This is a genomic window from Micromonospora sp. NBRC 110038, assembly GCF_020884815.1.
GTDB classification, from domain to species: domain Bacteria; phylum Actinomycetota; class Actinomycetes; order Mycobacteriales; family Micromonosporaceae; genus Micromonospora; species Micromonospora haikouensis.
Map to the genome: position 1 here is coordinate 107,797 of NZ_BBOL01000010.1, position 23,609 is coordinate 131,405.

At 74.2% G+C, this 23,609-nt stretch carries 18 protein-coding genes; 10 read left to right on the forward strand and 8 right to left on the reverse strand.

Translation table 11 applies throughout. The features are described from left to right. Positions 1-18: 18 nt before the first annotated feature. Positions 19-510, forward strand: coding sequence for a TspO/MBR family protein (locus tag LPU61_RS28200; RefSeq protein WP_229406678.1), 492 nt, complete (start codon positions 19-21; stop codon positions 508-510). 69 nt (positions 511-579) lie between these two features. On the opposite strand, the gene LPU61_RS28205 is transcribed toward LPU61_RS28200, so the two are convergent. Continuing rightward, positions 580-1,353 (reverse strand): M23 family metallopeptidase, encoded by a 774-nt coding sequence (locus LPU61_RS28205; protein ID WP_043966153.1) that lies wholly within the window; start codon positions 1,351-1,353, stop codon positions 580-582. Between the two features lie 259 nt (positions 1,354-1,612). Here LPU61_RS28205 and LPU61_RS28210 point away from each other — a divergent pair, with 259 nt between their 5' ends. The 5 genes from LPU61_RS28210 to LPU61_RS28230 all read left to right on the forward strand — a co-directional run bounded on the left by LPU61_RS28210 (position 1,613) and on the right by LPU61_RS28230 (position 7,973). Next, the gene (locus tag LPU61_RS28210) at positions 1,613-2,959 is read left to right on the forward strand and encodes an ABC transporter substrate-binding protein (protein ID WP_043966151.1); all 1,347 of its coding nucleotides are present in this window, start codon (positions 1,613-1,615) and stop codon (positions 2,957-2,959) included. A 71-nt stretch (positions 2,960-3,030) separates the two neighbouring features. Then, positions 3,031-4,080 (forward strand): carbohydrate ABC transporter permease, encoded by a 1,050-nt coding sequence (locus LPU61_RS28215; protein ID WP_043966149.1) that lies wholly within the window; start codon positions 3,031-3,033, stop codon positions 4,078-4,080. 1 nt (position 4,081) lies between these two features. Next, positions 4,082-5,047, forward strand: coding sequence for a carbohydrate ABC transporter permease (locus tag LPU61_RS28220; protein ID WP_043966147.1), 966 nt, complete (start codon positions 4,082-4,084; stop codon positions 5,045-5,047). Between the two features lie 61 nt (positions 5,048-5,108). Further along, on the forward strand, positions 5,109-6,197 hold the full coding sequence (locus tag LPU61_RS28225) for a LacI family DNA-binding transcriptional regulator (protein WP_077938583.1): 1,089 nt from the start codon (positions 5,109-5,111) through the stop codon (positions 6,195-6,197). Between the two features lie 99 nt (positions 6,198-6,296). Then, the gene (locus tag LPU61_RS28230; RefSeq protein ID WP_091281219.1) at positions 6,297-7,973 is read left to right on the forward strand and encodes a glycoside hydrolase family 13 protein; all 1,677 of its coding nucleotides are present in this window, start codon (positions 6,297-6,299) and stop codon (positions 7,971-7,973) included. A 613-nt stretch (positions 7,974-8,586) separates the two neighbouring features. On the opposite strand, the gene LPU61_RS28240 is transcribed toward LPU61_RS28230, so the two are convergent. The 3 genes from LPU61_RS28240 to xylA are packed head-to-tail and all read right to left on the reverse strand — an operon-like array spanning position 8,587 to position 12,686. After that, entirely contained in the window at positions 8,587-10,011 is a 1,425-nt protein-coding gene (locus tag LPU61_RS28240; RefSeq protein ID WP_229406679.1) for an MFS transporter, read from the reverse strand. A 34-nt stretch (positions 10,012-10,045) separates the two neighbouring features. Further along, positions 10,046-11,488, reverse strand: coding sequence for a xylulokinase (gene xylB / locus LPU61_RS28245; RefSeq protein ID WP_229406680.1), 1,443 nt, complete (start codon positions 11,486-11,488; stop codon positions 10,046-10,048). Positions 11,489-11,498: 10 nt separating this feature from the next. Next, positions 11,499-12,686, reverse strand: a complete 1,188-nt coding sequence (gene xylA / locus LPU61_RS28250; protein WP_043966141.1) for a xylose isomerase — start codon at positions 12,684-12,686, stop codon at positions 11,499-11,501. Positions 12,687-12,735: 49 nt separating this feature from the next. Between xylA and LPU61_RS28255 the strand changes: the two genes are divergently transcribed. The 3 genes from LPU61_RS28255 to LPU61_RS28265 all read left to right on the forward strand — a co-directional run bounded on the left by LPU61_RS28255 (position 12,736) and on the right by LPU61_RS28265 (position 16,799). Continuing rightward, positions 12,736-13,992: an ROK family transcriptional regulator gene (locus LPU61_RS28255; protein WP_199486107.1), complete on the forward strand. Its 1,257-nt coding sequence runs from the start codon at positions 12,736-12,738 to the stop codon at positions 13,990-13,992. Between the two features lie 123 nt (positions 13,993-14,115). Then, the gene (locus tag LPU61_RS28260) at positions 14,116-15,789 is read left to right on the forward strand and encodes a PP2C family protein-serine/threonine phosphatase (protein ID WP_229406681.1); all 1,674 of its coding nucleotides are present in this window, start codon (positions 14,116-14,118) and stop codon (positions 15,787-15,789) included. Continuing rightward, positions 15,786-16,799 (forward strand): B12-binding domain-containing protein, encoded by a 1,014-nt coding sequence (locus LPU61_RS28265; protein WP_229406682.1) that lies wholly within the window; start codon positions 15,786-15,788, stop codon positions 16,797-16,799. The genes LPU61_RS28260 and LPU61_RS28265 overlap by 4 nt, the downstream gene beginning before the upstream one ends. An 86-nt stretch (positions 16,800-16,885) precedes the next feature. On the opposite strand, the gene LPU61_RS28270 is transcribed toward LPU61_RS28265, so the two are convergent. Next, the gene (locus LPU61_RS28270; RefSeq protein ID WP_144420341.1) at positions 16,886-17,527 is read right to left on the reverse strand and encodes a MarR family winged helix-turn-helix transcriptional regulator; all 642 of its coding nucleotides are present in this window, start codon (positions 17,525-17,527) and stop codon (positions 16,886-16,888) included. A 99-nt stretch (positions 17,528-17,626) separates the two neighbouring features. Between LPU61_RS28270 and LPU61_RS28275 the strand changes: the two genes are divergently transcribed. Further along, complete coding sequence (locus LPU61_RS28275; RefSeq protein WP_229406683.1) at positions 17,627-18,757, forward strand: PP2C family protein-serine/threonine phosphatase; 1,131 nt, start codon at positions 17,627-17,629, stop codon at positions 18,755-18,757. Positions 18,758-18,806: 49 nt separating this feature from the next. Here LPU61_RS28275 and LPU61_RS28280 read toward each other — a convergent pair whose 3' ends face one another. The 3 genes from LPU61_RS28280 to LPU61_RS28290 all read right to left on the reverse strand — a co-directional run bounded on the left by LPU61_RS28280 (position 18,807) and on the right by LPU61_RS28290 (position 23,482). Then, positions 18,807-20,291, reverse strand: a complete 1,485-nt coding sequence (locus LPU61_RS28280; protein WP_043966133.1) for a sugar transferase — start codon at positions 20,289-20,291, stop codon at positions 18,807-18,809. A gap of 228 nt (positions 20,292-20,519) precedes the next feature. Next, positions 20,520-22,262 carry a substrate-binding domain-containing protein gene (locus tag LPU61_RS28285; protein WP_043966131.1) on the reverse strand — a complete coding sequence of 581 codons (1,743 nt, stop codon included), beginning with the start codon at positions 22,260-22,262 and terminating at the stop codon, positions 20,520-20,522. Positions 22,263-22,444: 182 nt separating this feature from the next. Next, on the reverse strand, positions 22,445-23,482 hold the full coding sequence (locus tag LPU61_RS28290) for a lactonase family protein (RefSeq protein ID WP_043966129.1): 1,038 nt from the start codon (positions 23,480-23,482) through the stop codon (positions 22,445-22,447). Positions 23,483-23,609: the final 127 nt, after the last annotated feature.

Consider the following 23,609-nt stretch of genomic DNA (forward strand, 5'->3'; position numbering starts at 1 on the left):
GCCGGGCACCTGCTGCACATGACAGTTTCGGACAGCCTCCGGCGCAGGACCGGGGGGCGGAGGTGGTGGGCGCTGCTCGGCTTCGGCGCGGCCGTGACGGTCGCCGCCGCGATCGGCGGGCTCGGCGTGCGGGGCACCTCCGAGGAGTACGCGAGCCTGAACCAGCCGGACTGGGCGCCCCCGTCCTGGGTCTTCGGCCCGGTCTGGACGTTCCTCTACGCGCTGATCGCGATCGCCGGGTGGCTGGTGTGGCGGCGGGTCGGCTTCGGTCCGGCGCTGTACGCCTGGACGGCCCAGCTCGTGCTGAACGCGATCTGGACCCCGCTGTTCTTCGGCGCCGGCCGGTACGGCCTGGCGTTCGCCGAGATCGTGCTGATGTGGCTGGCCATCGGGGTGACCGTGGTGCTGTTCGCGCGGGTCTCCCGGCTGGCGGCGGCGCTGCTGCTCCCCTACTGGGCGTGGGTCACCTTCGCCGCCGCCCTCAACCTCTCCATCTGGCAGCTCAACTGAGGTGCAAGGAAGGGCCCCCTCTCCACGCTTTCTGTTGCACAGGGGACCCCTCCTGACCCGCGCGGCGGGTCAGCAGCGCGGGACGTTCGGGATGTAGCCGTCGTAACCGGTGTAGACGTACGCGTCGGCGATGTACCGGCCGCTGCCGATCCGGTCCCAGATCGAGCTGGTGCCGTACGTGCCGGTGACCGTGGTGCCGCTGGTCTGGCAGTGGATCGTCACCTTCGTCCCGTCCGCGACCGTGCCGACCGAGGAGTACCCGGTGCCCGGGCCGGAGCGGACGGTCAGCGGGGTGCCGCTGGTGTCGACCGTGCCGGAGCCGGTGCTCGACGAGCAGTTGTTGTCGCTGGTGTACGTCTTGGTGCCCCAGTACAGCGCCAGGTTGCCGTTGAACCGGACCTGGATGTCGTTGCCGTTGAGCCGCTGCTCGTAGTGCAGGTGCGGGCCGGTGGAGCCGCCGGTGCTGCCGACCCAGCCGATGACCTTGCCGTAGCCGACGCTCTGGCCGACGGAGACGTTGAAGCCGTTGAGGTGGGCGTAGTAGGTGGTGTAGCCGCCGCCGTGGTCGATGCGGACGTACTTGCCATAGCTGGTGCCGCCGAGGTCGGTCACCCGGTCGACGGTGCCGGGGGCACTGGCCACCACGGGGTCGCCCTGGTCGTCGGTGCGGTTGAAGTCGACGGCGTACGCCGGGCTGTGGTCGGAGCGGGTCTGGCCGGACCAGGACTGGCCGCAGGGGAAGGGGACCTTGAAGGTCGGGGCGGCCATGGCCGGGGTCGCCGGCACCAGGGTCGCCGCGATCAGTGCGCCGACCGCCGCGAGGCTGTACCACCGCTTACGCATCCAGCACCTCCGATGTCGATAAACTTCAATCGATTGCCTTCAGCGTGACAGATTCCTGCATCGACCGAAAGGGGTCACGGAGGGTGGAACCCCCCTATCGGTGGGAGCGTGCCCACTAGGGGTGAGCTGGTTTCGGGATTGTTACTCGTCCGTGTCCGATGGGGGGTGGACGCGCTCCAATGCAAGCGCTTACATGTGGTGACGCCCATCGGACCGGCGCCGGTTGAACGCGACCGCGCCGGCAAGGAAGGAGAACGGCATGGCGGTCTTTGCCAGACCACGCCAGGCTCTCGCGGTCGCCGGCGTACTGGGGCTGGCGCTCAGCGTCACTGCCTGTGGCACCGGCGACGACAAGAGCAGCGACAAGGCGGACTCCGCGGAGTGTGCGGCTTACGAGAAGTACCAGGGCAACGACGGCAAGAAGGTCACGATCTACTCGTCGATCCGGGACATCGAGGCCGACCGCCTCGACGAGTCCTGGAAGCAGTTCGAGGACTGCACCGGCATCGAGATCGACCACGAGGGCAGCGGTGAGTTCGAGGCCCAGCTCGGTGTCCGGGTCGACGGCGGCAACGCGCCCGACCTCGCCTTCATCCCGCAGCCGGGTCTGGTCAAGCGGTTCGCCGACGCCGGCAAGCTCAAGGCGGCCAGCGCCGACACCAAGGCGATGGCCGAGCAGAACTACTCGGCCGACTGGCTGAAGTACGGGACCGTCAACGGCCAGTTCTACGGCGCCCCGCTCGGCTCCAACGTGAAGTCCTTCGTGTGGTACTCGCCGAAGACCTTCAAGGAGAAGGGCTGGACCGTCCCCACCACCTGGGACGAGCTGATCGCCCTGAGCGACAAGATCGCGGCGAGCGGCACCAAGCCGTGGTGCGCGGGCATCGAGTCGCAGGACGCGACCGGCTGGCCGGCCACCGACTGGGTCGAGGACATGATGCTGCGGACGCAGACCCCCGAGGTCTACGACCAGTGGACCACCCACGGCATCCCGTTCAACGACCCGAAGGTCGCCGAGGCCGTGGACAAGGCCGGCACCATCCTCAAGAACGAGAAGTACGTAAACGGCGGCTTCGGCGGCGTGAAGAGCATCTCCACCACCTCCTTCCAGGAGGCGGGCACGCCGATCACCACCGGCAAGTGCGCCCTGCACCGGCAGGCGTCCTTCTACGCCAACCAGTGGCCGCAGGGCACCAAGGTGGCCGAGGACGGCGACGTCTTCGCGTTCTACTTCCCGGCCATCGACCCGGCCAAGGGCAAGCCGGTGCTGGGCGGCGGCGAGTTCGTCGCGGCCTTCGCCGACCGTCCCGAGGTCCAGGCCGTGCAGACGTACCTGGCCTCCGGTGAGTACGCCAACAGCCGCGCCAAGATCGGCGACTGGGTGTCGGCCAACAAGCAGCTCGACCTGGCCAACGTGCCGAACCCGGTGGACAAGCTCTCCGTGCAGATCCTGCAGGACCAGAAGAGCGTCTTCCGGTTCGACGGTTCGGACCTGATGCCGGCCGCCGTCGGCACGGGGACGTTCTGGAAGGGCATGATCGACTGGATCAACGGCAAGGACACCGCGACCGTGCTCCAGAGCATCGAGAGCAGCTGGCCGAAGTGATCTGAGGCGGTGGGCCGGTCCGTCGACACGGGCCGGCCCACCGGCCGAGCCGAAACCCCGAAGGAGGGTTGATGGAGTTCGACTTCGCCGACGTGCAGCCGAAGCTCCTCATGTTGTTGTACGGGCTGATCGCGTTCGCCGTGGTCGTCGGGGGCCTGCTGCTGCTCCTCGACGCCGTGCCGTCCTACTTCGCCCGACGCCACGAGGCACAGCTGATCGCCGCCGCGGCGAACGGGGCTCCACTGCCCCGGCGCCGCAAGCCGCGCGAGGGCATGTTCGCGTTCTTCTTCCTGCTGCCAGCGGTGCTGCTGCTCATGATCGGCCTGGTCGTCCCGGCCATCCGCACCACGTTGCTGTCGTTCATGGACGGCGGCAGCCGCAACTGGGTGGGACTCGACAACTACGCCTGGATGTTCTCCGACAGCTCGATCATCCGGGTGCTGATCAACACGCTCGTGTGGGTGCTGCTGGTGCCGCTGGTGGCCACCGCTTTCGGGCTGCTCTACGCGGTCATGGTGGACAAGGCCCGGTTCGAGTCGGTGGCCAAGTCCCTGATCTTCATGCCGATGGCGATCTCGTTCGTCGGCGCGGCGATCATCTGGAAGTTCGTCTACGCCTACCGCGGCGAGGGGCAGGACCAGATCGGCCTGCTCAACCAGATCGTGGTGAGCCTCGGCGGTGAGCCCAAGCAGTGGCTGCTGGAATCGCCGCTGAACACCCTGCTGCTGATCGTGATCATGGTCTGGATCCAGGCCGGCTTCGCCATGGTGGTGCTCTCCGCGGCGATCAAGGCCATCCCGGCCGACATCGTCGAGGCCGCCCGGCTCGACGGGGTCACCCCGTGGCAGATGTTCTGGCAGATCACCATGCCGAGCATCCGCCCGGCGCTGATCGTCGTGGTCGTGACGCTGTCGATCGCCACGCTGAAGGTCTTCGACATCGTCCGGACCGCGACCAACGGCAACTACGACACCAGCGTCATCGCGAACGAGATGTACAACCAGGCGTTCCGGTACGGCCAGAACGGGCAGGGCTCGGCGCTGGCGGTCTTCCTCTTCGTCCTGGTGATCCCGCTCGTGATCTACCAGATCCGCAACCTGCGTCAGCAGCGGGAGGGCTGAGATGACCACCACGACGCCCACGCTCCCCGCCGGGGCACAGGCCACCGGGAAGACCACCACCACCGCCGGCCGGGTCCGCAAGCGGCTCAACAGCCGCACGGCGACGCTGATCTCGATCGTCATCGCGGTGTTCTGGACGATCCCCACCTTCGGCCTGTTCGTCTCCTCGTTCCGGCCGGAGAACGAGATCAAGACCACGGGCTGGTGGACGTTCTTCACCAACCCGCAGTTCACCCTGGAGAACTACCAGGAGGTGCTGTTCGGGCGCTCCTCGTCGTCGGGGCAGTTGGCCAACTACTTCATCAACTCGCTGGCGATCACCATCCCCTCGGTGCTGTTCCCGATCGCGTTCGCGTCGCTGGCGGCGTACGCGCTGGCGTGGATCAACTTCCGGGGCCGGGACTGGGCGTACATCGCGATCTTCGCGTTGCAGATCGTCCCGCTCCAGATGGCGCTGGTGCCGCTGCTGAAGTTCTTCTCCACCGGCGTGACCCTCGGCGGGGTGACCCTCATGCCCGCCTGGGACCTGGTCGACGAGCAGAAGTTCGCGCAGGTGTGGTTCGCACACACCTGCTTCGCGCTGCCGTTCGCCGTCTTCCTGCTGCACAACTTCATCGCGCAGCTCCCCAAGGACCTGATGGAGGCGGCCCGGGTCGACGGGGCGACCCACCCCAAGATCTTCCGCACCATCGTCCTGCCGCTGATCACCCCGGCCCTCGCGGCCTTCGGCATCTTCCAGTTCCTCTGGGTCTGGAACGACCTGCTGGTCGCGCTGATCTTCGCCGGGGGCAGCAGCGAGACCGCCCCGCTGACCGTGCGGCTGGCCGAGATGGCCGGCAGCCGGGGCAACGAGTGGCAGCGGCTGACCTCGGGCGCGTTCGTCTCGATCGTCGTACCGCTGATCGTGTTCCTGTCGCTCCAGCGATACTTCGTGCGCGGCCTGCTCGCCGGCAGCGTCAAGGGCTGACTCGCGACCGCCGCCGCCCGCGTCCCCCGGGCGGCGGCGGTCCGGGCCGGAGCGGGAATCCATGACCAAGATCGATGATGTCGCCCGCCTGGCCGGGGTCTCCACCGCCACCGTCTCGCGGGCCCTGCGCGGCCTGCCGACGGTCTCCGCGGCCACCCGCCGCCGGGTCCTCGCCGCCGCCGAGCAGCTCCAGTACGCGGTCTCGCCGAGCGCGTCGCGGCTCGCCGGCGGGCGGACCGCCACCGTGGCCGTGATCGTCCCCCGGATCACCCGCTGGTTCTTCGGCACCGTGGTCGAGGCCGTCGAGGAGACCCTGCACGAGTCCGGCTACGACCTGCTGCTCTACAACCTCGGCGGCCGGGAACGCACCCGCCAGCGGGTGCTGGGCACCGCCAACCTGCACAAGCGGGTGGACGCCGTGATGCTGGTCGCCACCCCGCTGCGCCGGGCCGAGCTGGCCGCGCTCACCGTGCTGGACCTGCCCGGCGTGACCATCAGCTCCGGCAGCGGGGTGCCCGGCTGGCCCTGCGTACGCATCGACGACGTGGCCGCCGCGCGGACCGCCACCCGACACCTGCTCGACCTGGGCCACCGCCGGATCGCGCACATCTCCGGCGACCCGGACGACGAGCTGGCCTTCACCACCCACCTGGACCGGCGCCGGGGCTACCAGGAGGCGCTGCGCTCCGCCGGCATCGAGCCCGACCCGTGCCTGGACGTCGAGTCGCAGTTCACCATCGACGGCGGCGAGCAGGCCACGATCGAGCTGCTCGCCCGGGGCGAGCCACCGACCGCCATCTTCGCCGCCTGCGACGAGATGGCCATGGGCGCGATGAGCGCGCTGCGCGACGCGGGCCTGCGGGTCCCGCAGGACGTCAGCGTCATCGGCATCGACGACCACGACCTGTCCGGGGTGCTCGGGCTGAGCACGATCGCCCAGCCGGCGGCGGAGCAGGGCCGGCTCGCGGCCCGCATCCTGCTCGACCCGCTCGGCGGCCGGGACCTCCCGCCACCGGCCGGGCCGCTCGTGCCCGGGCCGCTCGTGCCCGGCCCTCGCGGGGTCGGCCCGGCCGGGCCGTCCGCCGCGCCGCTGATCCTGCCCACCCGCCTCGTGGTACGCGACTCGACCGCCCCGCCCCGGGCGGACTGAACGCGGGCCGTCCGCCCGGCACCGGGCAGACTGGACGGGTTCGTCCGCGTGCCACCGGGGAACCATGACCGGGACGGCTTCGACACACGGGAGAAGGCCCTGAACACCGACGCGACCCCACAGCAGCAGTCCACCGGCCCCACCACCGACTGGTGGACCGAGGCAGTGATCTACCAGATCTACCCGCGCTCGTTCGCCGACGCGAACGGTGACGGCATCGGCGACCTGCCGGGCATCACCGCCCGCCTCGACCACTTCGTCGAGCTGGGCGTGGACGCGGTCTGGCTGTCGCCGTTCTACCCGTCGCCACAGGCCGACGCCGGGTACGACGTGGCCGACTACCGCGACGTGGACCCGCTGTTCGGGCGGCTCGCCGACGCCGACCGGCTGATCGCCGAGGCGCACGCCCGCCGGCTGCGGGTCATCGTCGACCTCGTGCCCAACCACACGTCGTCGGCGCACCGCTGGTTCACCGCGGCCCTCGCCGCCGCCCCGGGCAGCCCCGAGCGCGCCCGGTACGTCTTCCGCGACGGCCTCGGGCCCGACGGCGACCAGCCGCCCAACGACTGGACCAGCGTCTTCGGCGGCCCCGCGTGGACCCGGGTCACCGAGCCCGACGGCCGGCCCGGCCAGTGGTACCTGCACCTGTTCGACCCCGGGCAGCCCGACCTGAACTGGGACAACCCGGAGGTCCGCGCCGAGTTCCTCGACGTGCTGCGGTTCTGGCTCGACCGGGGCGTCGACGGCTTCCGGGTGGACGTGGCGCACGGCCTGATCAAGCAGGCCGACCTGGCGAACTGGCAGGAGCCGCAGGAGATCCTCTCCGGGAGCGAGGTCGACAAGCCCCGCCCGCCGATGTGGGACCAGGACGGCGTCCACGAGGTCTACCGGGACTGGCGTCGCCTGCTCGACTCGTACGACGGCCAGCGGATCCTGGTCGCCGAGGCGTGGGTGGAGCCGGCCGAGCGGCTGGCCCGCTACGTGCGGCCCGACGAGATGCACCAGGCGTTCAACTTCGAGTACCTCACCGCGTCCTGGACCGCACCCGCCCAGTACGCGGTGATCACCCGCTCGCTGGAGGCCACCGACGCCGTCGGCGCGCCCACCACGTGGGTGCTGTCCAATCACGACGTGGTCCGGCACGCCTCCCGCCTCGGCCTGCCCGTCGGCACCCCCCGCCCGAACGGCATCGGCATCGGCGACCCGCAGCCCGACGCCGCGCTGGGCCTGCGCCGGGCCCGGGCGGCCACCCTGCTGATGCTGGCCCTGCCCGGCTCGGCCTACCTCTACCAGGGCGAGGAACTGGGCCTGCCGGAGCACATGACGCTCCCCGACGAGGTGCGGCAGGACCCGACCTGGGAGCGCAGCGGGCACACCGAGCGCGGCCGGGACGGCTGCCGGGTGCCGATCCCGTGGGAGGCCGACGCCCCGTCGTACGGCTTCGGGCCGACCGACGCGAGTTGGCTGCCCCAGCCGCCGTCGTGGGCCGAGTACGCGCTCGACCGGCAGCGCGACGTGCCCGGCTCGACGTACGAGCTGTACCGCACCGCGCTGCGGCTGCGCCGCGAGCACGGGCTCGGCCGGGGCAGCCTCTACTGGCTGGCCTCGGGCGACGAGGTGGTGAGCTTCCGCAACGGCGACGTCACCGTGCTGACGAACTTCGGCGCGACGCCGGTGCCGGTGCCGGCCGGGGCGCAGGTGCTGCACGCCAGCGCCCCGCTGCCCGACGACGGCACCGTCGGGCAGGACGTCACCGTCTGGTTCCGCCCCGCCTGATCCCCGCCGCCCCGCCCCGCCTGGCCCCGCCATGCCTGGCCCGGCCCCGCCATGCCTGGCCCGGCCCCGCCCGGCCCCGCCCGGCTGCGCGCCTTGGCCGCGCCCGGCCTGGCCTGCCGCGCACCGGGTGCTCCGCCGGTGTCGCGGGGCGATCCGGCGGGTGCTCAGGGGCTCTGCCGCCGCATAGGGAGCTGATGTCGTAGATGACTCACCCCCGTTCCGCCCCGCCCCGCCGACCGGTGAGGCGGGGCGGGGCGGGGACGCGCGGCAGGCGGGGCGACCGGGGCAGGAGCAACGGATGGGCGCAGCGGGGCAGGCCAGCGTGCGGCAGCAGACGGGCGGGACTGACAGGGCAGCACGCGCGCAGCAGGCGGACAGAACCGGCAGGGCAGCAGACGGGCAGGGCAACGCGCACAGCAGACGGGCGGGACTGACAGGGCAGCACGCGCACAGCGGGCGGACAAGGGCAGGGGCGTAGCGGGTGGTCGCAGCCGGGGCTGCACGGGCCCCGTGAGTCATCTACGACATCAGCTCCCTATGCGGCGGAGGATCCCTAGCCGGGAGCCCGTCGCGACTGAAGGCGCACGCGCCGGGAGCCCGCCGCGACCGCGTCCTACAGGCGTTCGGCGCGCTCGTGCAGCAGGGTCCGCACGGCGTCGATGTCGCGGGGCGAGGTGCGGGATGCCAACCAGTACATGACGCCCGTCGGCACGAAGAAGAGCTGGAACACGGCCAGCCCGACGGCGTAGTTCAGCGGCGGCGGGAACGCCGCCCGCAGCGCGTGGAAGGCCACCCCGACCAGCCCGTTGCCGGCCGCCCGGCCGACCCCGTTGACCAGGTTGCCGAGGCTGTAGACGGTGCCCCGGTGCTCGGGCGGGTTGACGTCGGCGATGAGGGCGAACCAGTTCGGCGAGTTCGCCGACGTCAGCGCCAGCGCGAAGACGGCGGTGAGCAGGCTCAGCCCGACCGTCGGCTCGGTGACGACGCTGGCCAGCACCGCGCCGACCACCGCGCCGGTGGAACCGCCGTCGGGCACGTCGATGCGCAGCGGCACGAAGAACAGGACCAGGTAGAACGGCAGGGCCGCGAGGATGCCCACCGCCGCGACCAGCGCCCGGCCCCGGGGGGTACGCCGCTGCACGGCGTCGCCCACCAGGCCGCCGACGATGGAAAGCACCCCGCCGAGCTGGAACAGGGTGGCGAAGACGCTGCCGACCACGACGGCCGTCGCCGCCGAGTAGCCCTGGGCCTGCGCCCGCTGGGCGAACAGCACCGGCAGCCAGACCAGCGACCCGAAGGCCGCCTGGGCGGTCAGCCCCTGCAGGACCAGCCAGCGGTTCGTCCGCCGGGCCAGGATGCCCGGCAGGTCGGCGCGGGTGATCCGGTAGTCGTACTCCGCGCCGCCGGCCAGCGCTCCGGCAAGCTCCGGCTCGCTCTGCCCGCGCCGGATGTCGTACGTGAACAGGTACGCCGCCGTCGCCGCCAGCCCGACCACGGTGAGCAGCCAGAACGGCCGCCGCCAGTCGGCGGCCCCGAGCAGGCCGCCGACGAGCGTCCCGGCCAGGGTGCCGACGCCCTGGGACAGCCCCCAGAAGCTCATCACCAGCCCCCGGCGGCGCGGCGAGATGAGGTCGGTGACCACGGAGAAGCCGACCGAACCGACCGCGCCGAGGCCGACCGCCGCGACGAGTTGGGCGGCCAGGAACGCCGGGTAGCCCTGCGCCAGCGCGCTGCCGCCGGTGCCGGCCGCCCAGACCAGGGTGCCGACCATCAGCAGCGGCTTGCGGTCGGTGCGGTCGCCGACGTACGCCCAACCGACGGCGGCGACCGCGCTGACCAGGAAGCTGACGGCGGTGACCAGCCCGAGCAGGCGCTGGGACACGCCGAGCGAGCCGGAGATCGGGCCGTACAGCGGCGGGACGAGGCCGATCGCCACGTTGTCCAGCGAGGCGAGCAGCACGAACACCAGCACGCTGTACGACCGGTGCGCCGCGCCGCCGCCCCAGCCCCGCCGCCGTACCACCGACCGACCCGTCACCGACCCAGCATGCCCGCTGCCGGGTCGGCCCCCGTCAGGCGGGGCGGTCGAGCACCCGGTCGCGGGCCGCCGCGTACCGTTCGCGGACGGCCGCGACGCCGTCGGCCGCGTACTCCTGGGTGCCGGCCGGCGACCAGTCGGGCGCGTTCTGCCCGCCCAGGGCCAGCCAGGCCGCCTGGCGGGCGGCCCCGTCGGCCACGTACTCCCCCGGCGGCGGCACGACCACCGGGCGGCCGAAGACCTGCGGCGCGATGCGGCGCACCGCCGCCGACCGGGCCCCGCCGCCGACCAGGATCACCCGCTCGGCCCGGCAGCCCTGCGCGGTCAGCGCGTCGAGGCCGTCGGCGAGCGCGCAGAGCATCCCCTCGACCGCGGCGCGGGCCAGGTGCGCCGGGGTGGAGGTGCGCAGGGTGAGCCCGTGCACCGACCCGGTGGCCGACGGCCGGTTCGGGGTCCGCTCCCCCTCCAGGTAGGGGACCATCACCAGGCCGTCCGCGCCGGGCGGGGCGGACAGGGCAAGGTCGGACAGGGTGTCGAGGTCGACCCCGAGCATGGTGGCCGCCGCGTCGAGCACCCGGGCCGCGTTGAGCGTGCAGACCAGGGGGAGATAGCGGCCGGTCACGTCGGCGAACCCGGCGACGGTGCCGGTCGGGTCGGCCGTCGGCGCGTCGGCGACGCTGAACACGGTGCCGGAGGTGCCGATGGAGACGACCACGTCGCCGGGGCGGGCCCCGACGCCGAACGCGGCGGCGGCGTTGTCGCCGGCCCCCGGCCCGAGCAGCGCCCCGCCGGGCCCCCCGCCGGCGGCGAGCGCCGCCGGGTCGAGGGCCCCGGCGGTCTGGGTCGGCCCGAGCACGACGGGCACCTCCAGCCGCCGGCCGAAGGCGCGTTCGAGCAGGTCGAACCGGTATTCGCCGGTGGCCGGCGACCAGTAGCCGGTGCCGCTGGCGTCGCTGCGGTCGGTGCGCAGCGCGTCCAGGCCGGGCGCGCCGGCCAGCCGCCAGGTCAGCCAGTCATGCGGCAGGCAGACGGCGGCGACCCGGTCGGCGTTGGCCGGCTCGTGCCGGGCCAGCCAGCGCAGCTTGGTGGCGGTGAAGCTGGCCACCGGGACGACACCGACGGCGTCGGCCCAGAACCGCCCGCCGGCCTCGCCGCCGCCGGCCTCCTCGATCAGGTCGGCGGCGGCACCGGCGGAGCGGGTGTCGTTCCACAGCAGCGCCGGGCGGACCACCTCGCCCGACGCGTCGAGACAGACCATGCCGTGCTGCTGACCGGCGACGGAGACGGCGGCGACGTCGGCCAGGCCGCCGGCCTGCGCCACGGCGGCCTCCAGCGCCGCCCACCAGGCCGCCGGGTCGACCTCGGTGCCGTCGGGGTGGGCGGCGCGGCCGGAGCGCACCAGCGCCCCGGTCTCCGCGTCGCGGATCACCAGCTTGCAGGACTGGGTGGACGAGTCGAACCCGGCGACCAGGGGCATGGCGGCGGCCTCAGCGAGCGCCGAGCAGGTGCTCGACGGCCAGCTGGTTGAGCCGGACGAAGTGGAAGCCCCGCGCGGCGGCGGCGTCGACGTCGTACTCCTCGAAGGCGGAGCGGTCGGCCAGCAGCCCGGCGTAGCCCTCGCCGTCGGCGACGGTCGGGATGGCCAGGTCGCCGACGCGGCTCGCGGCGAGGGCCTCGGCCACCTCCGGGTCGGCCCGGAACGCCGCGGCCCGCTCCTTGAGCAGCAGGTAGGTGCGCATGTTCGCCTCGGCCGAGGCCCACACGCCGGTGAAGTCCTCGGTGCGCGAGGGCTTGTAGTCGAAGTGGCGGGGGCCATCGTAGGCCGGCCCGCCGTCGGGGCCGCCGTTCTCCAGCAGGTCCACCAGGGCGAACGCGTTCATCAGGTCGCCGTGGCCGAAGACCAGGTCCTGGTCGTACTTGATGCCGCGCTGGCCGTTGAGGTCGAGGTGGAACAGCTTGCCCTGCCAGAGCGCCTGGGCGATGCCGTGGGCGTAGTTGAGCCCGGCCATCTGCTCGTGGCCGACCTCGGGGTTGAGGCCGACCATCTCGGGGCGGGCCAGGGTGGAGATGAACGCCAGCGCGTGGCCGACGGTGGGCAGCAGGATGTCGCCGCGCGGCTCGTTCGGCTTCGGCTCGATGGCGAAGCGCAGGTCGTAGCCGCGGTCGACGACGTACTCGCAGAGCAGGTCGACGCCCTCGCGGTAGCGGTCCAGCGCCGCGCGGATGTCCTTGGCCAGGTCGTACTCGGAGCCCTCCCGGCCGCCCCACATGACGTACGTCTTGGCACCGAGCTCGGCGGCGAGGTCGATGTTGCGCAGCACCTTGCGCAGCGCGTACCGCCGCACGTCGCGGTCGTTGCTGGTGAAGCCGCCGTCCTTGAACACCGGGTGGGTGAACAGGTTGGTGGTGACCATCGGCACGACCAGGCCGGTCTCGTCGAGGGCCTTGCGGAACCGGGCGATCTGGGCGTCGCGGGCGGCGGAGTCCGCGCCGAACGGGATCAGGTCGTCGTCGTGGAAGGTGATCCCGTACGCGCCCAGCTCGGCGAGCTTGTGCACGGCCTCGACGGCGTCCAGCTCACCGCGGGTGGCGTCGCCGAACGGGTCGCGGGCCTGCCAGCCCACCGTCCAGAGGCCGAAGGAGAATTTGTCGGCGGGGGTGGGACGGGGTGCCATGGCAGACCTCCGGTAGCTATTTGTTCAGTGGTTGAATTATTTGGCGGGCATGTGGCACTGTCAAGGGGTGACCCGCCCCGCCCCTGTCCCCGGGGCGGTCCGCCAGGGCAGCCTGCGCGAGCTGAACCTCGCCGTGGTGCTCGGCCGGATCGCCGCCGCGCCCCGCCCACCGTCGCGGGCCGACGTGGCCGCCTCGACCGGCCTCACCCGGGCCACCGTCTCGGCCGTCGTCGACGACCTCATCGCCGGCCGGCTGGTCGCCGAGTCGGAGCCCGCGCCGCGCGCCGGGGCCGGCCGGCCGGCGCGCGGGCTGGTGCTGGCCGGGTCCGGCCCGGCCGGCCTCGGGCTGGAGATCAACGTCGACTACCTGGCCGCCTGTGTGGTCGACCTGGCCGGCGAGGTCCGGCACCACACGGTGCGCCGGGCCGACCTGCGCCCGGTCTCCCCCGCCGACGCCCTCGCCCGGCTCGTCACGCTGGCCGCCGAGGCGCGGGCCGACGCCGAGGGGCAGGGTCTCACCCTGGCCGGGGTGGCCCTCGCCGTGCCCGGCCTGGTCGGCGACGCCGGGCTGGTCCGGCTCGCCCCGAACCTCGGCTGGCGGGACGTGGCCGTGCCCGAGCTGCTGGCCGACCACCCGCCGCTGGCCGGGCCGGTGCCCGGGGTCCCGCCGCTGGTCGTCGACAACGAGGCCAACCTGGCCGCCGTGGGCGAGCTGCACGCCGACCCGACCGGGCCGGCGAGCTTCCTGCACGTCTCCGGCGAGGTGGGCATCGGTGCCGGGATCGTCCTCGACGGCGCGCTGTTCCGGGGGGTACGCGGGTGGAGCGGCGAGATCGGTCACATCCCCGTCCAGCCGCAGGGGCGGCCCTGCCGCTGCGGCGGCCGGGGCTGCCTGGAGCAGTACGCGGGCCAGGAGGCCGTGCTCGCCGCCGCCGGGCTGGACCGGGCGGACCTGCCGGCGGACACCGCCGCCGCGCGGCTGGCCGACCTCGCCGCCGCCGGCCATCCCGCCGCCCTGGCGGCGCTGGCCGAGGCGGGGCAGGCCCTCGGGGTCGCGGTGGCGGGCGTGGTGAACCTGCTGGACCTGGACACCGTGGTCCTCGGGGGCGGCTACGCGCTCCTCACCCCCTGGCTGCGGCCGGCGGTGCTGGCCGAGGTGTCCCGGCGGGTGCTCACCGCCGGCTGGGCGCCGGTCACCGTACGCCCGTCGACGCTCGGCCCCGAGGCCGCCGTGGTCGGCGCGGCCGGCTCGGTCGTCCGCCGGATCGTCGCCGAGCCGGTCGGCTGGCTGACCCGACAGGGCTGACCTCCCCTTCCGCTCGATGGGCGACCGTCGGAGCCCCTCGGTACCCTTGCCCGAAGGCAAGTTCTCGGCAGCGGAGGAGCGCACGACCAGCATGCACACAGCGCCTCCGACCGGCGCCCGGCCGTGACGACCATCCGACGGGGCGGTCTCGCCGGGCCGGTCAGCGGCGGCGGGCAGGCGTCCCGCCCGACGCACCGACGCACCGCCGAGCCCCCGCTGCCGGCCGACACCGGCCTGGCCCGGGAGCTGCTGGACGGGCTCGCCGAGGCGGTCGTCACCACCGACCACGCCGGCGTGGTCACCCTGCTCAACGCGATGGCGGGCGAGCTGCTGCCGGAGCTCGCGCCGGGCGGCGAGCTGGCCGGGTGCGCGGTGCCCGCGCTGGCCGGGGCGGCGGCGGCCGGCGCGGACACGTTCGACGCCGAGCACCACGGCCGGCGGTTGCACGGCGTCCGCCGCGCGCTGCGGGGCGGCCGGTTCGCCTGGTACGTGCGCGACGTCACCGAGGAGCGCGCCCGCACCGACGCCCTGCTGGCCGAACGGTCGCGCACCACGTTCCTGGCCCAGGCCGGCAGCCGGCTCGGGCTCTCCCTGCACCGCGAGCAAACCCTGCGGGCCGCGGCCACCCTCCCGGTGCCGTATTTGGCCGACGCGGCGCTGGTCGTGCACCGCCCGCCGCCCCCGGCCGAGGACGCCCCGCACTGGCTCCGGTACGCCGAGGGCGACCGGGGCCCGACGGCCGGGGTCACGCCGGCGGGCCTGCCCCTGGCGGTGCCCGGCCTCGCCGAGGCGCTCGCCGGTGACCACGCCGAGCCGAGCCCCTGGCTCGACGCCGAGCTGGCCGACCTCGGTGCCGTGCTGCCGGCGGGCTTCGGGCGGCCCGGCACCGTCCTCGTCAGCCCGATGCTCGGCGCGGCCGGCGCCGCCGGGGCGCTGGTGCTCATCCGGCGGGCCGGGCGACCCGGCTTCGACGCCCGGGAGATCGAGCTGGCCCGGGAGTTCGCGGCGCGGGCCGGCGCCGCCCTGGCCACCGCCGAGCTCTACGGCGAGCAGGCCCACCTGGCGCGGGTGCTGCAGCACAGCCTCCTGCCGCCCGAGCTGCCCACGATCGGCGGCGTCACCCTCGCCGGCGGCTACCGGGCGGCCGGTGACAGCCTGCGCATCGGCGGGGACTTCTACGAGGTCTTCCCCACCGCCGACGGCGCGCTGTTCGCCCTCGGCGACGTCTGCGGCAAGGGCGTCGGGGCGGCCGTGCTCACCGGTCGCGTCCGCCAGTCCCTCCAGACGCTGCGCCTGGTCGAGCAGCGCCCGCTGGAGCTGATGCGGCTGCTCAACCGGGCCCTGTTCGACGCGCCGGACGCCGCCCGGCGCAGCCAGTTCACCACCGTCCTGCTCGGCACCCTCACGCCCCGGTCCGACGGGGGTCTGCTGGTCCGCGTCGCGGGCGGCGGCCACCCGTCGCCGCTGGTCGTCCGGGCCGACGGCGCCGTCGAGCAGGTCCGGGTCGGTGGCATGCCGATCGGGGCGCTCGCCGCCCCCCGGTTCGCCGAGACGGAGGTCGGCCTCGCCCCCGGCGAGGTGCTGCTCGCCTACACCGACGGGGTGACCGAGGCCCGGGGCGGCGCGGGCGAGGTCGACATGTTCGGCGACGAGCGGCTGCGCCGGGCGGTCGCGTCGGGGGCGGGGCTGCCGCCCGCCGCCCTGGTCGACCGGGTGCTCCAGCTCGTCGACGAGTGGCTCGACGGGCAGGCCCACGACGACATCGCGATGCTCGCCGTGCGGGCGGGCGGCCGGTGACGACCGCGTCTCCCGTCGCCGCCGGGCCGGGGGCGGCGGCGGTCGAGGCGTACCTCGCCTGCCTGGACGCCGCCGACCACCCGGCGGCCGTCGAACTCGCCCTCGACCTGCTCGACGCCGGGGCCAGCGTCGCGGACGTCCTGGTGGACGTGGTGGCCGTGGCGCAGCGGGAGATCGGCCTGCGCTGGTCGGCCGGGCGGTGGAGCGTCGCCCAGGAGCACGCCGCCACGCACGTCAGCGAGCTGGTCGTCGCCGCCGTGGGCGCGCGGACCACCGGCCGGCCGGCGCGCGGCCACGTGGTGCTGGCCTGCGTGGAGGGCGAGTGGCACGCGCTGGCCGCCCGCATTGTCGCCGAGGTGGTCCGCGCCGCGGGCTGGCGGGTGACCTTCCTCGGCGCCAGCGTCCCCGCCCGCCACCTGGTCTCCTACCTGCACCAGACCGGGCCGGACGCGGTGCTGCTGAGCTGCGTGCAGCCGAGCCGGCTGGTCCGGGCCGGGCGCACGATCGAGGCGTGCCGCTCGGCCGGGGTCCCGGTGGTCGCCGGCGGCCCGGGGTTCGGCCCCGACGGCCGGTGGGCCGCCGCCGTGGGGGCGGCGGCGTGGGGCGCGTCCGCCCGCGACGCGGCCCGGCTGCTGGAGACGGACCTCTTCGCCGGGCACGCCGGCCCGCCGCCCGCGGCGGGCGGCGACGAGTACGCCGCGGTGCTGCGCCGGCGGCGCGACGTCGTGCAGTTCGCCCTGCGCGCGGTGGCCCCGCCCGAGGCGGAGGCCGACCAGTTCGCCGCCGCCGTCGGGCACCTCGTGGACGCGCTCGCCGCCGCGATCCGGGTCGGCGATCCGCAGCTCCTGCTCGACCACACGACGTGGCAGGCCGGCGTGCTGGCGGCTCGGGGCGCGGGCCGCGAGCCGCTGCTGGACGCCGTGCTGGCGGCCTGCGGCACCGTCCTGGCCGACCACCCCCGCGCGTGCGAGCACCTGCGGGCGGCGGCGCAAGGAAGGGCCCCCTGTTAACGCCTTCTGTATAGGAAGGGCCCCTCCCAACACCTGCCGTGCCGCGAGAGGCACGCCGCGCCGGGCTGCCGTCAGGCGGTGCGGGGTCAGGCGGTGCGGGCCACCTGCGGGTCGCCGGCCGACCAGCCGCCGCCCGCGGTGCCGTCGCCGGGCCAGCCGCCCGGGGCCGAGTCCGTCGCCGGTCGGCCGCGCGGCACGCCCCCGGTCGCCCACCCGGCCGGGTGTTCCCCCGCCGGCCAGCCCTGTCCGGGCGGCGGAGCCCACTCGTCCGGCCGGGCCTCGGCGGCTAACTCCGCCGTCGGCGGCTCCGGCGGGTGCCGCAGCCGGGCGACCTCGTCGAACTCCTGGAGCCCGCCGAGCAGGGCCTGCCGCCCCTCGGGGGTCATCCCGGACAGGATCGCCGCCAGCCGCTGCCGGCGGTCGGCCCGCAGCTCGGCGAGGAGCTTCTCGGCCTCCTGGGTGAGGTGCAGGGAGATCTCCCGCCGGTCGGACCGGCCCGGCTCGCGCTCCAGCATGCCCGCCGCCACGAGCCGGTCGCAGAGCCGGCTGGCCGAGGAGAGCAGCATGTCGAGCAGCGTGGCCAGCCGACGCAGGTTGATCCCGTCGTGCTGCTCGACCACCATGACGGCGCGCAGTTGCGCCCCGGAGAGCCGGCTGGTGGTGCGCTCGCGCGCCGCCTCGAAGACCGTGAGCAGGGTGCCGGCCGCCGCGTCGAGGGCGGCGGCCATACTCGCTTCTGGTCCGTGCGGACCGTGTTCTTCGGTCATGTTGGGCAAGAGACTACCCGGCGTCCCTGGTCGCCGGCCCCTCCGAACAGAGGAGTGACGATGAGCGGTGCGGAAGACCGGGCCCGTCGTACCCTGACCGAGGCGCCCGCCGACCTGCTGGTCGACCGGCTCGCCGGGGAACTCCTGCGGTCGTACGGGATCACGGAGGTCGAACTCTTCCAGGTCGACTACCGCCTCTCGGCACTGCTGCCGCTCACCGAGGGTGAACCGATCGAGGGCCCGGGGCACCCCGCCTGGCGCTGCTTCGACCACCAGGAGCCGATCGTCACCGAGCGGACCGGTTACCTCCCGGTCAGCATGCGCGGCGACCGGCGGGGGGTGCTCCGGGTGTCGCCGGTGCCCGGCGATCCGGCCGCCGTGGGCGAGCTGCTCGGGGTGGCCACCGCGCTGGGCCACGAGCTGGTCGCCGTGAACGAGGGCACGGACGTCTACCGGGCCGCCCGCCGCAGCCGCCGGCTCACCCTCGCCGCCGAGATGCAGTGGGAGCTGCTGCCCGGGCGCAGCCGGATCCGCCCGTCCTTCAGCCTCGCCGGCCAGCTCGAACCGGCGTACGCGGTGCGGGGCGACAGCTTCGACTGGTCCGACGACGGGCACCGGCTGTGGCTGTCGACGATCAACGGGATGGGCGAGGGGGTGCAGGCCTCCGTGCTGACCGCCCTGGCCACGCACGCCCTGCGCAACGCCCGCCGGGCGGGGCTGGGCCTGGCCGACCAGGCCGCCCTCGCCGACCAGGCCGTGTACGCGCTGCACCGGGGCGAGCAGCACGTCTCGGCGCTGCTGCTGGAGCTGGACCTGGCCGGCGGCGTGATGACGGTGATCGACGCGGGCTCGCCCCGGCTGGTGCTGCTGCGCGGCGGGGAGGTCGTGGAGCAGCCGCTGGAGGCGCAGTTCCCGCTCGGCATGTTCGACGGCACCGACTACCGGGAGCAGCAGTTCACGCTGCGCCGCGGCGACCGGCTCTTCGTGCTCAGCGACGGCGTGGTCGAGGCGACCGGGCAGAACGTCCGGTACGGCGAGACCGCGCTGGACCGGTTCCTGCGCCGGACCGGCCCGATGGAGCCGCTGGACGCGGTGCGGTCGCTGATCGGCGACCTGCGGGCGTTCGTCGCCGGTGACCTGGTCGACGACGCGGTGGTGGTCTGCCTCGACTGGACGGGCCCGCAGCCCTGACCGGCCCGGTGTCCGGGTCGGCGCGACGCCGGCCCGGGACACCCACCGGTCAGTACGCGCCCCGGCTGCGCACGACCGCGCCGAAGGTCTTCCAGAGGATGGTCAGGTCGGCGGCGAGCGACCAGTTCTCCACGTAGTAGAGGTCGAGCCGGATGCCGTCCTCCCAGCTCAGGTCGGACCGGCCGCTGACCTGCCAGAGGCCGGTCATCCCGGGCTTGACCAGCAGCCGCCGGGCCACGTCGCCGTCGTAGCGGGCCACCTCGGAGGGCAGCGGCGGGCGCGGGCCGACCAGGCTCATCTGCCCGAGCAGCACGTTGGCGAGCTGGGGCAGCTCGTCGAGCGACCACTTGCGCAGCACCCGGCCGACCCGGGTCACCCGGGGGTCGTCGCGCATCTTGAACATGAGGCCGTCGGTCTCGTTGCGGGTGGTCAGCTCGGCGAGCAGGGCGTCGGCGTTGACCACCATCGTGCGGAACTTGAACACCCCGAACTCGCGGCCGCCCTGGCCGACCCGGATCTGCCGGAACAGCACCGGCCCCCGGTTGTCGAGCTTGATCGCCAGGGCGATCACGGCCAGCAGCGGCAGCAGCAGGGCCAGCGCCACGGCGGCGGCGGACCGGTCGACGAAGCCCTTGACCAGCTTGCGGGCCCCCCGGAACTCGGGGGCCTCCACGTGGATCAGGGGCAGGCCGGCGACCGGCCGGGTGTGGATGCGGGGGCCGGCCACGTCGGTGAGCGCGGGCGCGACGACCAGGTCGACGCCGGTGCCCTCCAGCTGCCAGCCGAGCCGCCGCAGCCGGGTCGCGGTCAGCTCGCCGGAGGCGGTGACGGCCACGGTGTCCGCGCCGATCGCGGTGGCCGCCTCGGGGATGCCCCGGAACGAGCCGACGACCGGCACGTCGCCGAGCCGCTGCGGTACGGGCGCGAGCAGCGCGTCCGGGATGCAGGCCCCCACCACGTGGTAGCCGGCGTACGGCTCGCGGCGCAGCTGGTGGACCAGCTCCAGCACGTGCGCGGTGTCGCCGACCACCAGGACCTTGCGGGACCAGCCGCGCCCCCGGGACCGGGCCCGGTGCAGCCGCTTGCGGGCGGCGAACCGGGCCACTTCCAGGCCCAGCATGCCGACGGCGAACGAGATGGCCAGGAAGCCCCGGGAGACGCCGACGTCGGCGATGTAGCCGGCGATGGCGGTGCCGCCCGCGAGGCGCAGGCTGGCGCTGCCGACCCGCCGGTACTCGTCGGCGCCGTAGCCCAGCACCCGGTCGTCGTAGCAGCGCAGGACCTTGAGCGAGAGCAGCCACGTGAGCAGCAGCACGGGGGCCACCACGACGTACGGGATCTTCGAGCCCACCGGCTCCTCGTCGCCGAATCGGGCGACGTAGCCGATCAGCACCGCGACCGCCAGGACGGCGGTGTCCAGCACCACCAGCATGCGAACGTACGCCCGCTCGTCGACGCGGGCCACGGGCCCGCCCCGGTCAGCCCCAGGCCGCGGCGGCGTCCTGGTGGCGGTCAACAGCGTCGCCGACGTCACCGGCCCTCCCCACTCTGCTGAGAAAGGCCCCGGTCGTTGCTCGGTCTCCCCAACGGGACCGACGGCGCCGGAGCACCTCGACATCTTCTCTTAACAACTATGGCCACCAACTACTTCGGACGTATTGCCGTCAGTTTGCTGGCGGACCGGTGCGGCAGGCGGCTTGGCGCAACGGTTTCCCGCGCGGCAAGCCACCGTCGCTGATTCGGGACTCAGTATGGTGCACGGTCAGCGAGGCGCGTTCGGGCGGAGCGCGATCGCCTTGAGGAAGATGTCACCGATCTTGGTCGGATCCTCGGTGACGAAGTTGCCGCCGCCGGTGACCTTGGTGATCGACTCCAGCTCGGACTTGCTGACGTCGTTGCCGATGCCGATGATCACGACCTGCACCGGCCGGTCCGGGTCGGCGATCCGCTTCAGCTCGGCGAGCAGCTTCTGCTGGGAGATGCCGTTGGCGTCCTCGTTCTTGCCGTCGGTGAACAGCACGATCGAGTTGACCCGCCCCGGCTCCCAGTCCTCCTGCACCGCCTTGTAGGCGGCCAGCATCGTGTCGTACAGGCCGGTGTCGCCGCTGGAGGGCCGGATCGTGGCCAGCCCCTGCTCCAGTCGGCTGCGGTTGCTGGACAGCGGGTTGATCGGCACCAGTTCCCGGTAGTCGAGGCTGCCGACCAGCTCGGTGGAGAAGGTCCACAGCCCGATCGACCAGGAGTCGTCGAAGAGGTTCAGGCCCCGGCTGGCCGCCGCGACCGTCACCTGCTCCCGGGTGGCGTTGTTGGCGCTGGGCACCGGCTGCTTCATCGACCCGGAGACGTCGATGACGCAGAGCATGCGCCCGGACTGGGTGGCGATGGACCAGCTGGAGACGGCGCGCTCTATCGCGACGGGGTCCAGGCCCCCCGCGCCGTTGCCACCCGGCGCCGGCGCGGTCGCCGCCCCACCAGCCGGGCTCGGCGCGCCCTGCGGGGCCTTGAAGCCGTCGCCCCAGTTGCCGTCCGGCGCGCGCAGCGACCGCTCCGCCAGCCGGTTGCGGAAGCCCGGCGTGGTGAGCACCTCGAACAGCACCTTCGCGGCGGCCTGCTTCGCCGGCTCGATGCCCGGCAGCACTGCGTACGGGTAGTCCAGCGGCATCGGCGACGGCTCCAGGTAGAGCGCCGCCAGCGGGATCGGCGGCTTCCGCTCGTTGTACGCCATCACGTCCTCCTCCGACAGCGCGGCGGCGCCGAGGCCGGAGGCGATCGCCGTCGGGTCGGAGGAACGCGGGAACCGGGCCAGCAGGTCCTCGCGCAGCGCGGAACGGCCGGTGGCCAGCGCCCGCAAGGCCCCCGTGGTGGCCTGCTGCGCGTCGCCGCCCGCCCCGCTCGCGGCGGCGGTCAGCGACAGCAGCCCCGACAGTCCGGCCGCGTCCTGGGTCGGCTCGACGATCCCGGCGCGGATCGGCTTGCTGCTGCTCACCTGGCGCAGCAGGTCGGTCCAGGTCAGCTTCTTCTCCGGCCAGCCGAACCGGGTCTCGGCGACCGGCTCGGGCACCGCCACCACCACCGGGCTGCGGGCGATGGACGCGCCGTTGCCCGGGGCGAACGCGGTGGCCCCGGCGTTCTTCAGCCGCAGCAGCCAGGTCGAGGAGTCCGGCACCCAGACGTCCGGGGTGACCGCCGTGCCACTGGCCTGGCCGACGCCGGCCAGCTGCACCCCGTGCTTGCCGGCCACCGCGGCGGCGACGTCCACCGGCTCGGACTCGGAGACGTTCACGGCGATGCAGGTGCCGCCGACCGCCGCCCCGTCGGCCATCCACTGGGCCGCGGCGGCCTGCACGGCCGGGGCCAGCTCGGGGGCCGCCGCCACCGCCAGCTGGACCTGCCCCGAACAGGCGGGCTGGACCAGCTCCCGGTAGCCGAACCAGGCACCCGCGATGACGACGACGAGCGCCGTCGCCGACGCGACTGCGCCTGCTCCGCGGATACCTGACTGCATGCGATGGCGGCCTGACACGGTGACCATCTTGCGGACCCGCTGCTGGTACTGCCACGTCCGTTCGGACGAAAGTTACTCAGGAGAGACAGATGTCATCACTTTTCCTACGCTGAGTGACGACCCGGTGCCCCGAGGTCGCCGACACGCCCCTGATCAGGGCCGGAACCGCCCGGAGCCGGGGGTCACGGCAGGACGCAGGTCGGGCTGGGCAGCGCCACGGGCTCCCCGACCGGCGTCGGGACCCCCGTCGCGGCGTCCACCCGGAACACCCGGACCATGTCGGCGCGCTCGTCGGCGACGTACAGGTGCTGGCCGGTCAGCGCGAAGTGCCGGGGCCACTCCCCGCCGGTCTCCACCTCCGCCACCGGCTCGGGCAGCTCTCCGGCGAGGGCGAAGACCGACACCGTGCCGACGCCCCGGTTGCCGACGTAGAGGAAGCGCCCGTCCACGCCGACGGCGATCTCGGAAGGCTGGACGTGCCCGGCGCGGGTGCTGGCGTCCACCCGGCCCCGCTGGTGCAGCGCCCCGTCGGCGGTCAGCTCGTACGCGGTGACCGTGGCGTCCAGCTCGCCGACCAGCCAGCAGCGCCGGCCGTCGGGGTGCCGGGCCAGGTGGCGGGGGCCGGAGCCGGGCGCGGCGTGCACCCGGGGCGCCCGGGGCACCAGCCGCCCGGAGGCCGCGTCGAGGTCGTACCGGTAGACCGAGTCGGTCCCCAGGTCGACGGCGAGCAGCGGCCCGCCGTCCGGCGCCGGGGAGACCATGTGGCAGTGCGCCTTCTCCTGCCGCTGCGGGTCGGGCCCGTGCCCGGCGTGGACCGCCAGGTCGCTGCGTTCGCCCGGCGCGCCCGTCGGGTCGAGCGGGAACACCGCCAGGCTTCCGCCGCCGTAGTTGGCCGCCACGAGGTGCCCGCCGTCGGAGGTGACCGCCAGGTGGCAGGGCTCGGCGCCGCCGGTGCCGCGCGAGCCGAGCGGGGTCAGGTCGCCGTCCGGGCCGACCCGGAACGCGCTGACCTCCCCCTCGGGCAGCTCGTTGGCGGCGTAGAGCACCGGCAGGGTGGGATGCCGGGTGAGGAAGGACGGCGACGGGGTCGCCGCGGCGGTGCCGAGCGGGGTCAGCGCGCCCGTCACGGGGTCGCGCCGGGCGGCGACGATCCCCTCGCCCCGCCCGCCGCTGGCCGCCGTGTAGCACCCGAGGTGGACGATCGTCTGCTGCCCGGTCATCCGGTCCGCCTTCCGCTGTTGTCCGTCGCCGGCCGTCCCGGCCCGCCGTCCGTGCCCGTCACCCCGGGTCCTTACCCGCGTCGGTCCGGATCCCTACCCACGTCGGTCCGGGTCCTTGCCCGCGCGG